General features: G+C 58.8%; 10 protein-coding genes. 6 read left to right on the top strand and 4 right to left on the bottom strand.

Features of this window, described 5'->3' with window-relative positions; genetic code table 11:
* Positions 1-51 precede the first annotated feature (51 nt).
* The 5 genes from HF027_RS07745 to HF027_RS07725 all read left to right on the top strand — a co-directional run bounded on the left by HF027_RS07745 (position 52) and on the right by HF027_RS07725 (position 4,140).
* Positions 52-1,281: a type II secretion system F family protein gene (locus HF027_RS07745; RefSeq protein ID WP_168014463.1), complete on the top strand. Its 1,230-nt coding sequence runs from the start codon at positions 52-54 to the stop codon at positions 1,279-1,281.
* Positions 1,282-1,373: 92 nt separating this feature from the next.
* Positions 1,374-2,225: a prepilin peptidase gene (locus HF027_RS07740; protein WP_168014462.1), complete on the top strand. Its 852-nt coding sequence runs from the start codon at positions 1,374-1,376 to the stop codon at positions 2,223-2,225.
* The gene (gene coaE / locus HF027_RS07735; RefSeq protein ID WP_168014460.1) at positions 2,222-2,833 is read left to right on the top strand and encodes a dephospho-CoA kinase; all 612 of its coding nucleotides are present in this window, start codon (positions 2,222-2,224) and stop codon (positions 2,831-2,833) included. Before HF027_RS07740 ends, coaE begins: the two co-directional genes overlap by 4 nt.
* A gap of 140 nt (positions 2,834-2,973) precedes the next feature.
* The gene (yacG, locus tag HF027_RS07730; protein ID WP_168014458.1) at positions 2,974-3,201 is read left to right on the top strand and encodes a DNA gyrase inhibitor YacG; all 228 of its coding nucleotides are present in this window, start codon (positions 2,974-2,976) and stop codon (positions 3,199-3,201) included.
* Between the two features lie 12 nt (positions 3,202-3,213).
* Positions 3,214-4,140, top strand: coding sequence for a DNA replication terminus site-binding protein (locus HF027_RS07725; protein ID WP_168014456.1), 927 nt, complete (start codon positions 3,214-3,216; stop codon positions 4,138-4,140).
* Between the two features lie 401 nt (positions 4,141-4,541).
* On the opposite strand, the gene HF027_RS07720 is transcribed toward HF027_RS07725, so the two are convergent.
* On the bottom strand, positions 4,542-4,919 hold the full coding sequence (locus HF027_RS07720) for a histone-like nucleoid-structuring protein, MvaT/MvaU family (RefSeq protein WP_168014454.1): 378 nt from the start codon (positions 4,917-4,919) through the stop codon (positions 4,542-4,544).
* A gap of 238 nt (positions 4,920-5,157) precedes the next feature.
* On the opposite strand from HF027_RS07720, the gene bioA reads away from it, so the two are divergent.
* Positions 5,158-6,450 (top strand): adenosylmethionine--8-amino-7-oxononanoate transaminase, encoded by a 1,293-nt coding sequence (gene bioA, locus HF027_RS07715; protein WP_168014452.1) that lies wholly within the window; start codon positions 5,158-5,160, stop codon positions 6,448-6,450.
* A 279-nt stretch (positions 6,451-6,729) separates the two neighbouring features.
* Here the strand turns inward: bioA and rpsA are convergent, their stop codons facing one another.
* The 3 genes from rpsA to HF027_RS07700 all read right to left on the bottom strand — a co-directional run bounded on the left by rpsA (position 6,730) and on the right by HF027_RS07700 (position 11,575).
* On the bottom strand, positions 6,730-8,406 hold the full coding sequence (rpsA, locus tag HF027_RS07710) for a 30S ribosomal protein S1 (protein ID WP_168014450.1): 1,677 nt from the start codon (positions 8,404-8,406) through the stop codon (positions 6,730-6,732).
* 185 nt (positions 8,407-8,591) lie between these two features.
* Positions 8,592-9,275, bottom strand: coding sequence for a (d)CMP kinase (cmk, locus tag HF027_RS07705; protein WP_168014448.1), 684 nt, complete (start codon positions 9,273-9,275; stop codon positions 8,592-8,594).
* A complete protein-coding gene (locus tag HF027_RS07700; RefSeq protein ID WP_168014560.1) occupies positions 9,272-11,575 on the bottom strand; it encodes a bifunctional prephenate dehydrogenase/3-phosphoshikimate 1-carboxyvinyltransferase in 2,304 nt (767 codons plus the stop codon). The genes cmk and HF027_RS07700 overlap by 4 nt, the downstream gene beginning before the upstream one ends.
* Positions 11,576-11,589: the final 14 nt, after the last annotated feature.

Here is an 11,589-nt window from a genome sequence, read left to right as displayed (position 1 = left end):
CGCTATTGATCATCACCCCCACGGCCTTTTCATCACCTTACAGGACGGCCCATGGCGCGACATTCCAAGGCACCCAAACAAGCGAAACTGCAACGCTTCAAGTGGACGGGCAAGGGCCCTAGCGGACGCAAGGTATCGGGCGAGATCGTCGCCAGAGAAAAAAGCGAGGTCGAGCTGCAGCTCAGGAACCAGAGCATTCTGGTCAACAGCATTCGCCGCAAGAGTAGCCTTGGCGGCGGCATGGGCAAGATCAAGCCACGCGACATCATGGTGTTCGCCCGCCAGATGGCCACCATGATCAAAGCCGGCGTGCCGATGCTACAGGCCTTCTCGGTGGTGGCGGAAAGCCTCAAGAACCCGGCCATGAGTGGCCTGGTGCAAGAGCTCATGAATGATGTGGCGGCGGGCACCAGCTTCTCGGATGCACTGCGCAAACATCCGCGACACTTCGATCGTCTGTTTACCAACATGATCGAGGCCGGCGAGCAATCGGGCTCTCTCGACCATATGCTTGAGAAAGTGGCCGCCTACAAGGAAAAGATCGAGTCACTCAAAGGTCGCGTCAAGAAAGCGCTCTACTATCCGGTTGCCGTCATCGGGGTGGGGATTGGCGTCACGGCATTGCTGCTGATCAAGGTGGTTCCGCAGTTCGAGAGCATGTTCCAAGGCTTCGGCGCCGAGCTCCCCGCGATGACACGCATGACCATCGCCATGTCCGAGTTTGCTCAGCAATACTGGCTAGTGGGAATCGGTCTGATCGTTGCCAGCATCATGCTTATCCGCCAGGGGATGAAGCGCTCCGAGGCTTTCGCCTATCGAATGCATGCGCTGGCGCTAAGGATCCCGGTGATCGGCGATATCCTCGATAAGTCATCGGTGTCACGCTATTCGAGCACGCTTGCTACCACCTTCGCGGCCGGCGTGCCGCTGGTCGAGGCGCTCGAGACCGCCGCGGGCGCCTCGGGCAACAAGGTGTACGAGCGCGCGGTATTGCAGGTCCGCGATGATGTCTCGACCGGCCAGCAGCTGCACTTTGCGATGAGGCTGACGGAGCAGTTTCCGCCCCTTGCCGTGCAGATGGTCGGCATCGGCGAGGAAGCCGGTTCGCTAGATGCGATGCTCAACCGGGTGGCGGACTATTATGAAGAAGAAGTCGATAACAAGGTCGATGCCCTGACCTCACTGCTCGAGCCCTTTATCATTGTGGTGCTCGGTGTGCTGGTCGGTGGTCTGGTCGTCTCCATGTACCTGCCAATATTCGAACTGGGCAGCGTCCTCTGATCCCAATCCGGCACGCCTGTTGCTGACAAGCCCGTTTGGGCACGCGAGCATCCAACGTTTTTTCTTGAACATGTATAGCCCAGGAGTCACCTTTGCTTGCCGATTTACCGCCCTCTCTTTTCTGGCCGCTGGTTATTGTGCTCGGCCTGTGCCTGGGCAGTTTCCTGAACGTAGTGATCACCCGGCTGCCGGTCATGCTGATGCAAAGCTGGCGTGGTGAAGCCCGAGAAGCACTTGAGCTTGATGAAGAATCGACCGACACCTTCAACTTGATCACCCCAGCGTCGCAGTGCCCGGCCTGCAAGACCCCCATCGCCTGGCACGACAATATTCCGCTGATCGGTTACATCAAACGTCGGGGAAAATGCGCGAACTGCCAACAGCACATTAGCCTGCAATACCCGCTGATCGAAATCGCAGGCATGGCGCTGATCGTGGCCGTCATCGCGATTCACGGCGCGAGCCTGCAGAGTGCCTTCCTGGTGGGCGCTTGCCTTAGCCTGCTGGTGCTCGCGGTCATCGATTTTCGTACTCAGCTACTGCCGGACATCATCACCTTGCCGCTGCTCTGGATCGGGCTTGGTTACCAACTGCTCTTCCAACCGCTGATGCTTCATTCAGCCGTCATCGGTGCCATGGCCGGTTACTTGTCGCTATGGAGCTTTTACTGGCTCTTCAAGCTTGTCACCGGCAAGGAAGGCATGGGCTATGGCGACTTCAAGCTGCTGGCGGCGCTGGGTGCCTGGCTCGGCTGGCAGGCTCTGCCCATGATGCTGATTCTCTCGGCCGGCGTAGGCGCCCTGGTGGGTATTCTCGTACAACTCGCGGTACCGCGGCTGCGCGGCGCCCCGATGCCCTTCGGCCCGTTCCTGGCGATGGCCGGCTGGATCACACTGCTGGCGGGTCCCCCGCTGCAGGCCGCTTATCAGGGGCTGATATCATGAGTCTGACGATAGGCGTCACAGGCGGCATTGCGTCAGGAAAATCGACCGTCGCACGGGCCTTCGCTGTCCACGGCATCGACTGGATCGATGCCGATGATGTCGCCCGTGAGGTAGTGGAACCGGGGGAGCCCGCCCTCGCCGAGATCGCCGAGCACTTCGGCCATGACGTCCTGACCGCCGATGGCCATCTGGATCGCCGAGCCCTGCGCAAGATCGTCTTCGCCGATAACGCCGAGCGGGCATGGCTGGAATCGGTCACCCATCCCCGCATACGAGAGCGGCTCGAAGCCCACCTGGCTCGCATGGCGGCGACGGATGCCCCCTATCATCTGCTGGTGTCGCCGCTCCTGTTCGAGTCAGACCAGTATCGCCTGGTTGACCGCTGCCTGGTCATCGATATACCCAAAGCGCTCCAGATCAGCCGAACCGCCAGCCGCGATGGCGTCGATGAAGAACAGGCTCGTTCCATTATCGCCGCACAAATGCCCCGGGAGCAGCGCCTGGCGAAAGCCGATGATGTCATCGACAATAGCCAAGACGCCGACGCTCTCGCCCATCAAGTGGCGAAGCTCGACACGCTCTATCGTCGTCTCGTCGAGTTCGACTGATACGTGCTCGACTACTCTCTTAAGTACTCTCTTAAGTACTCTCTTAACTACTCTCTTAACTACACGCTCGACACGTCTGGATTGCCTTGCCCGCAAGGTTTGGGCATCCTGACGCCAACATTCGCCTGTATGGGACTCACATGAGCCAAGAAAACACCTCTCGCCCTCTGGAAGTCGCCTGCCCGCAGTGTCGCAAGAAGGTAGCCTGGATCGAGGATAACCTGCATCGTCCCTTCTGCTCGAAGCGCTGCAAGCTGCTTGACCTGGGTGCCTGGGCCGATGAGTCGCATCGCATTGCCGGCGAGCCTGCCATGGATGAGACCGACATCGATGAGATGATCATGCGCGCCGAACGCGGCCAGGAATAACGAACCAGCGCCATGCAGGATGACTATCGCAAGTACCAGGCAAGACAGCAGGCCCAGCAGTTGCAATATCGCCTGCTGGCCGAGCTTGAAGCTGCCTTTGACACGATCATCGATCGCATCGAGGCATTGGTGGATCACTATCGCGAACAGAACCGTGAGCAAGGCCACCAACATGGCGCTGAAGCCTGGGCGCTGCACCACCCTACCCCCGATGCCGACTGGCTCCGGTCAGCCCTGTTGGACTTCTGGTACCAGGATGGGCAGGACGGTCGCACCACCCGCAGCTATATTGGCCTGATCGCCGCAGACGAGCTCATGCTTGAGCATGTGGCCAAGGTCAATGCCGCCAAGGAAGACTTCGCTAACATTCTGGCGGAGATTCGCGAGCATGCGGCTGATCTGATCCCTGAGATCAAGGCGGTATTACCGTTCCGACACCCTACTCTGCATGCCCACCTGACGGGCCAGGGGCTCGCCAGGCTTCATCTCAAACAATGCTGGCGTACCTTACCGGTCGCGAATGCGCCACTCTCACGCGTGCGACTGGCCTGGTATTCCAGCGGCCGCTCAATCAAGAAGCTTAGCGTTCGAGAAGCCGAGAAAAAGCTGCAGGCACTCGATGTTGATTCGCCGCATATCCGCATTCAGCTCAAGCACCTCGCTGGCATCCCGGATAGTGAACCCCTGGCTCAAGTGCAGAAGCAGGCACCACTGATGCGAGCCAATCTTTTCTTCGCCGAACCCCTCGCCGATGGACGCGAGCGCCGGGCCATGAACGTCGCATTACCGCTCTTCATTCCCAGCGCAGATGGACGCTTGCCCCATCATAATACCCCCCTGCCGAAACCGCAGGAGAAGCGAACACGGGCCAAACGAAGCGACGAGCGTCTCGAAGAGACATGCTTCCTGCCAAGCCTTAGGGTCTATCGTTACCGTTAGGTTGCCGACCAAGACTTCCTGTGTTCGACAACTTTTCGGCACCACCGCCAAGATCACAACATGTGCCGAAATACCGGTTGTGCGGACCCTGCTCAAGCCCCTGCTCAGACTTCCACGCCTCACATGCCACTCTTATCGAAGCCTACTGATGCTTGCTACAGGGCGCCCAATATCAATGAGGGATCTGATAAGGCATGGCACTATTAACCCCATTATTTATATGGATAAAAAGCAGCTACTGGCCATTACTTCTTCACGTCAAGTGTTGCTAATTAGCGACAACCCTTGCAAACACATGGAATAGAGCTCTTGACCTCAACCCTGGAGTGAAGCGGCATCTATAAAAACAAAAAAACCGCCCCCGGCAAAAGCCGGAGGCGGTTTCCGAGAAAGAGGCTAAATCACTCTTCCACGCGGACCAACCAGGACTCGACGGTTTCGCTGCCGTACTCGTCTTTCCAGGCCTTGAGTGTCTTCTGGTTGCCGCCGCGAGTTTCGACGACCTCACCGGTATTCGGGTTCTTGTAAATCTTCAGCTTGCGCTTGCGGCGGCCGCCGGTGGACTCAGTCTTGGAGCCGGAGGCGCGCGAAGCAGCCTTGGGATCGACCAGATCGATCACATCGGCTGCACTCTTGCCGTACTCTTTCATCAGTGCTTCAAGCTTTTCCTTGAACTCAAGCTCGGATTTCAGACGGTTGTCGTTTTCCATCTTCTGTAGCTCATCAGTGAGCTGCTTGAGCATCTGTTCTTTCTGCATGTAGTCATTGAGCAGGGACATGGTCATTCCTTATATGCTACTGGTTTATCGCAACGGGATTGCTGATTTCGCAAGCAGATGTGTATCTGACTTTAAGGGGAGTTTAATCGTTTTCTTTTAAAACGACAATATTAGTGTCGAACACATTACCTCTATTAAAGTTTTTTCCACAATGCCTCATGGATGAGCACTGGGCATGGCTGGGAACGGCCTCATCTGTTAACCTCTCCAAAATAGTAGGTTAACAAAGAGGAACCCCATGAGCCACTCGCTTTGGCACCCCTATGCCCAGATGCAGACTCAAGCCGCCGCCCTTAAAGTAATAGGCGGTAAAGGAGCACACTTCACTCTTGAGAGCGGGGAGCAACTACTGGATGCCACTTGCTCCTGGTGGTGCATGATTCATGGTTATGCTCATCCCAGGCTAGTCTCAGCGATCCAGCAGCAAGCCGACACGCTTTGCCACGTGATGCTTGGCGGATTGACGCATGAACCGGCAGACCTGCTTTCAAAGGCGCTGGTGCGAGTCACGCCACCTGGACTCAATCATGTCTTTTTTTCGGACAGTGGTTCTGTCGGGATGGAAGTCGCCATGAAGATGGCTGTGCAGTATCAGGTACAGCGCGGCCGCCCGGGCAAATACCGCATGCTGTCACTAATGAAGGCCTATCATGGCGATACGGCCGGCTGCATGGCGGTATGTGATCCCGAGGAAGGCATGCACTCACTGTTTTCCGGTTTTCTACCCACGCACCATTTTGCTCCAGCACCCACCGCCCCCTTCGATGCCACAAAAGACGAGGTAGAAGCCGATATACAGGGCTTACGTGATGTGCTCGAAGCCCACCACCATGAAATTGCCGGGCTGCTCATGGAGCCTCTACTGCAGGCTGCCGGCGGGCTCAACATGACCTCGCCTTATTATGTCGAGGCAGCACGAGCGCTATGCGATGAGTTCGGCGTGCTGCTGATCTTCGACGAAGTCGCCACCGGCTTTGGACGGACCGGCAAGATGTTCGCCGCCGAGCATGCCAATGTCACGCCAGACATCATGGTGCTCTCCAAAGGGCTAACCGGTGGTTACCTGGGGCATGCAGCAACTCTCGCCACTGACGAGGTCTTTGACGCCTTCTTGAGCGAAGATCCTCATCATGCCTTCATGCACGGCCCCACTTTCATGGGCAACCCTCTCGCTTGCCGCGTCGCCCTTGAGAGCCTGGCCGTCTTCGAAGAAGAAAACTATCTGGACAAGATCGCCTCACTGAACGCCATCCTACGCCAGGAGCTGGTCGAGGATACCGATCTCAAGGCACATCCGGCCGTGAGAGACGTGCGCGTCCTCGGTGCCACGGCAGTGATCGAAGTACACGACGCGACAAGCCTGGAGGACGTACAGGCATTCGCGCGCGAGCGTGGCGTCTGGCTGCGCAGCTTCGGCCGCTGGCTTTACACGATGCCGGCCTATGTCACGCTTGACGACGAGATGCGCCTGATTACGACCACCATGAAGGAGTGGTTCTTGAGTGCCCACCACCCGTTACCGGCTGAATGAGAGCGCTGGATTGTGACGCGAAGTGATGGAGCCTGGCTTAAAACTAGCCACGCAGAGAGTTGCTGAGAGAGTTGTTGAGATGGTTGCTGGGATAGCCGCTTGGAGAACTGCGTGGAGAACTGCGTGGAGAACTGCTTGGAGAGTTGCTTATAGAGTTACTGGCAACTGAAATGAATCCATAAAACCTGACGCTCAGAAACGAAAAACGCCGCCCCGAAGGGCGGCGTTTTTGTTCAAGCAATCAGGGCACCTCGGCAAGCCGAGATGTCCGGGCAGGACTTAGTCCTGACCCATCTGCTGCTTGATCAAGTCACCGATGGTGGTCGGTGTAGACTCGGTCTCTTGCTGCTCGCGCAGGCGACCCATGTTTTTACGGGTATCGTCCTGATCCTTGGCCTTGATGGACAAGTTAATCAAGCGGCTCTTGCGGTCTACGCTCACGATGCGAGCTTCGACGCTGTCGCCTTCATTCAGGACATTACGCGCGTCTTCAACACGGTCAGCGCTGATCTCGGACGCCTTGAGCACGGCCACAACATCCGTTGCCAGCTCAACGTGTGCTTCCTTGGCATCGACTTCGACGACACGACCGGTCACAACCGAGCCCTTGTCGTTGACGGCAAGGTACTCAGCAACCGGATCGCTGTCCAGTTGCTTGATGCCCAGCGAGATGCGCTCACGTTCCGGATCGATAGACAGGATGACGGCTTCAACTTCGTCGCCCTTCTTGAAGTTGCGCACGGCTTCTTCGCCTGTCTCTGACCAGGAGATGTCTGACAGGTGCACCAGACCATCGATACCGCCATCCAGGCCGATGAAGATGCCGAAGTCGGTGATGGACTTGATGCTGCCAGAAACGCGGTCGCCCTTGTTGAAGCGCGCGCTGAAGTCTTCCCACGGGTTGGTGGTGCACTGCTTGATACCCAGGGAGATACGACGACGCTCTTCGTCGATATCCAAGACCATCACGTCGACATCGTCGCCAACCTGGACGACTTTGGACGGATGGATGTTCTTGTTGGTCCAGTCCATTTCAGACACGTGGACCAGACCCTCGACACCCTCTTCGAGCTCGGCGAAGCAGCCGTAGTCGGTGAGGTTGGTAACCCGAGCGGTGACCTTGGTGTTTTCCGGGTAGCGACCCTTGATATTGACCCAGGGATCTTCGCCCAGCTGCTTGAGACCCAGGGATACACGGTTACGCTCACGGTCAAACTTCAGCACCTTGACATTGATCTCGTCGCCGACGGCAACGATCTCGGACGGATGCTTGATACGCTTCCAGGCCATGTCGGTGATGTGCAGCAGGCCGTCGACGCCACCGAGGTCCACGAAGGCACCGTAGTCGGTCAGGTTCTTGACGATACCCTTGATCTGCTGGCCTTCCTGCAGGGTAGCCAGCAGTGCTTCACGCTCGGCGCTGTTCTCGGCTTCGAGAACGGCACGGCGAGAAACCACCACATTGTTGCGCTTGGGATCAAGCTTGATGACCTTGAAGTCCAGCTCTTTGTGCTCGAGGTGCGCAGTGTCGCGCACCGGGCGAACGTCGACCAGCGAACCCGGCAGGAAGGCACGGATGGAAGCCACGTCGACGGTGAAGCCGCCCTTGACCTTACCGTTGATCACGCCCTTGACGATCTCATCCTTCTCGAAGGCTGCTTCCAGCTCTTTCCACGCCTCGGCGCGCTTGGCTTTCTCGCGGGACAGACGGGTTTCGCCGAAACCGTCTTCCACGGCTTCCAGTGCGACCTTGACTTCGTCGCCCACACCGATGGTCAGCTCACCGTTGTCGTCGCGGAACTGCGCGGACGGGATCTGGCCTTCGGATTTCAGACCGGCATTGACGGTGATCCAGTCACCTTCAATGTCGACGACGGTCGCCATGACAATGGCGCCCGGCTCCATGTTGATGTCTTGGAGAGACTGTTCAAACAAGTCAGCAAAGCTTTCGCTCATGATGTTCCTACGTGATCAACGTTGAATGGCGGCTTACCGCCTTCTCCGCACCACCAGCGAGTGCGGGCCTACTGCAATATGCTCCGGGGATGTTAGCGCTGGTTAGACCTGAGCGGACTTTCAGTGTGTGTTGTCCGTCCCATGTCGTTACATCATCCCGCAGCCCGTAATGGATCGTTAGACGCTCAAGAAATGCCGCGTTGGGCAAGGAGAACCGTCACCCGTTCCACCACTTCCGGAATTGTCAGGCTCGTGGTGTCCAGCTCGATGGCATCGTCCGCCGGCTCGAGAGGGGCAACGCTGCGCTGCATGTCTCGCGCATCGCGGGCCTGAATCTCCTTTAAAAGACTCGGTAGACTAGCATCCTGCCCCGCTTCCCGCAACTGGAGATAGCGCCGCTGAGCTCTTTCCTCGGCACTCGCGGTCAGAAAGACCTTGAGCGGTGCCTCAGGGAACACCACGGTGCCCATGTCGCGGCCATCCGCCACCAGGCCAGGGGCCTTCTGGAAATCACGCTGACGGCGCAGCAGCGCCTGGCGAACCCGTGGCAAGGCCGCTACCTGAGAGGCTCGGTCACCGGCCTGTTCGGTACGGATTTCCTGGCTGACGTCATCACCTTCCAGCAACACCCGGCTGCCACCATCAAAGGGCACAAAGACCACGTCCAGCTCGGCGGCAAGCGCCTCGAGAGCCTCTTCGTCGTCGGTACGAACCTCATGCCGGAGCGCCGCCAGCGCGGTCAGACGATAGAGTGCCCCACTATCCAGCAGGTGCCAGTCCAGTCGCTCGGCAATCAGGCGACTGATGGTGCCCTTGCCGGCCCCACCAGGCCCATCGATGGTCAGCACGGGGGCATCGGCATCGCTCATGCATCCTCCTGCTGTTCACTAGCGACCGCTTCCGGACTGACCGTAAGGCCCACGCGACAGGCCAGCTGAACGAAGCCCGGAAAGGACGTGGCCACGTTGGCGCAATCATCGATCAGAATCTCGTCGCTTGCGCGCAGACCGGCCACCGTGAAGGCCATGGCGATGCGATGATCACCGAGGCTATCGACGTGGCCACCACCATAATTCGGCGTGCCAGTACCATCATCGCAGCCGATGATATCGATGCCATCAGCCACCACGGTGTTCTCGACGCCAAGCAGATCCAGACCATCGGCCATGGCCTTGATACGATCGGATTCCTTGACCCTTAACTCTTCAGCGCCGCGCAAGCGTGTCTTGCCACTGGCGTTGGCGGCCGCTATGAACAGTGCCGGAAACTCATCGATAGCCAGCGGCACCTGATCGACGGGAATGTCGATGCCCGAGAGCGGTGAATAACGCACCCGAATGTCTGCGACCGGCTCCCCGCCGACCTCATGCTGATTCGAGAGCTCAAGATTGGCCCCCATCAGCTTGAGGATGTTGATGACCCCGATACGGGTCGGGTTGATGCCGACATGCTCAAGGGTGAGATCGGCACCCGGTGTGATCGCCGCGGCCACCAGAAAGAAGGTCGCCGAGGAAATATCGGAGGGTACGTCAATGGGCCCCGCAGTCAGTGAACCACCGCCATTCAGCCAAGCGGTATCACCCTCACGCTCGACCGGATAGCCAAAGCCATTGAGCATGCGCTCGGTGTGATCACGGGTCGGCGCTGGCTCCTTGACCCGCGTCTCGCCCTCGGCATACATGCCCGCCAGCAGCAGGCAGGATTTGACCTGGGCACTGGCCATGGGCATGTCGTAATCAATGCCCTTAAGCGCCTGACCACCATGAATCTTCAGCGGCGGACGCCCCCCTTCGGCGGTGTCGATTGTCGCGCCCATCAGACGAAGCGGATCAGCCACTCGATCCATTGGCCGCTTGGTCAGTGAGGCATCGCCAGTCAGCTCGCTATCGAAGGCCTGGCCGGCCAGCAAACCGGTAAAAAGCCGCATGGCCGTGCCGGAATTGCCCACATAAATCGGTCCCGCCGGCGCCTTGAGGCCGTGCATGCCCACACCATGAATGGTCACCCGCCCCTGGTGCGGCCCCTCGATGGCAACGCCCATCTCGCGGAAGGCCTGCAACGTCGCCAGGCTGTCTTCACCCTCGAGGAAGCCCTTGACCTCGGTTACCCCTTCGGCGAGCGCACCGAGCATGATGGAACGATGCGACACGGACTTGTCACCCGGCACGCGAATGCGTCCGTCGACACTGCCACCGGGAGTGACCCGGTAGCGCATGGAATTGTCTTGCATGGTCTGATAACCCGCCTGATAACTGGTCTGGTTTAACAGCGTATCGAAATATTGCCGCGCATGGCTGGCACGATCGAGGATGCCCAGCATGGCATCACCATCGCCCTCCTCCACGGCTCGGCGAAGCCGCGCTACGCCGCCCTCGAAATCATCGAGTGCCTGGAGCACCGCCTCGCTATTGGCCGTAAAGATGTCACGCCACATCACCGGATCACTGCCGGCGATCCGCGTGAAATCTCGAAAGCCGCCGGCGGCATAGCGAAAAATTTCCAACCGCTCATCCTGACGCGCCAGGGTATCCACCAGCGAAAAGGCCAACAGATGGGGTAGATGGCTGGTCCGCGCCAGGACCTGGTCGTGGCGCGCTATCGGCATCTCGAGCACCGTAGCGCCACAGAACTGCCAGAGCGCTCGAACCCGGGAAAGCGCGAGGGGCGCCGTGTTCTCGTCAGGCGTCAGAATGACCTTGTGCTGATGATATAGCCGGGGATTGGAGGCAGCGACGCCGCTCTTCTCGGAGCCGGCAATGGGGTGGCCCAGCACAAAGTTGGCCGGCAGCGTACCGAAGGCGCGTTCCGCGGCCTCGCGAATCGCCGCCTTGGTGCTGCCCACATCGGTGATCACCACGGCGGTATCGGCCGTTGCAAGCCCTGCCTTAAGGGACTGCATGACCGCATCCATTGCCAGCACCGGCACCGCCAGCACCACCAACGTACTGCCGGGCAGCACATTGGCGAGCTCGGTATCGCCAGCGTCGATGATGCCCATCTCGATACCGCGAGCGATTTCGTCGGGGTTTCGATCACAGGCAAGGATGCGGCCGGAAAAACCGCCAGCCTTGAGTGCCGCCGCCAATGAACCACCGATCAGCCCGAGCCCAACGATCAATAGTTGAGACTCACCTGGCCCGGTCACATCGTTACCCGCCTCAGCTGCCATCGCCGCCTGAGGCT

Origin of the sequence: Halomonas salinarum, from assembly GCF_012062845.1 — a bacterium.
Classification (GTDB): Bacteria; Pseudomonadota; Gammaproteobacteria; order Pseudomonadales; family Halomonadaceae; genus Onishia; species Onishia salinarum.
Note: the sequence above shows the minus strand (reverse complement) of the source record. Positions and strands in the feature narration are given on the sequence as shown.

Excerpts from the sequence above, each read along its gene's own strand:
- yacG (WP_168014458.1), top strand. The coding sequence starts at position 2,974 with ATGAGCCAAGAAAACACCTCTCGCCCTCTGGAAGTCGCCTGCCCGCAG.
- rpsA (WP_168014450.1), bottom strand. The coding sequence starts at position 8,406 with ATGAGCGAAAGCTTTGCTGACTTGTTTGAACAGTCTCTCCAAGACATC.
- HF027_RS07725 (WP_168014456.1), top strand. The coding sequence starts at position 3,214 with ATGCAGGATGACTATCGCAAGTACCAGGCAAGACAGCAGGCCCAGCAG.
- bioA (WP_168014452.1), top strand. The coding sequence starts at position 5,158 with ATGAGCCACTCGCTTTGGCACCCCTATGCCCAGATGCAGACTCAAGCC.
- coaE (WP_168014460.1), top strand. The coding sequence starts at position 2,222 with ATGAGTCTGACGATAGGCGTCACAGGCGGCATTGCGTCAGGAAAATCG.
- HF027_RS07700 (WP_168014560.1), bottom strand. The coding sequence starts at position 11,575 with ATGGCAGCTGAGGCGGGTAACGATGTGACCGGGCCAGGTGAGTCTCAA.
- HF027_RS07720 (WP_168014454.1), bottom strand. The coding sequence starts at position 4,919 with ATGTCCCTGCTCAATGACTACATGCAGAAAGAACAGATGCTCAAGCAG.
- cmk (WP_168014448.1), bottom strand. The coding sequence starts at position 9,275 with ATGAGCGATGCCGATGCCCCCGTGCTGACCATCGATGGGCCTGGTGGG.
- HF027_RS07745 (WP_168014463.1), top strand. The coding sequence starts at position 52 with ATGGCGCGACATTCCAAGGCACCCAAACAAGCGAAACTGCAACGCTTC.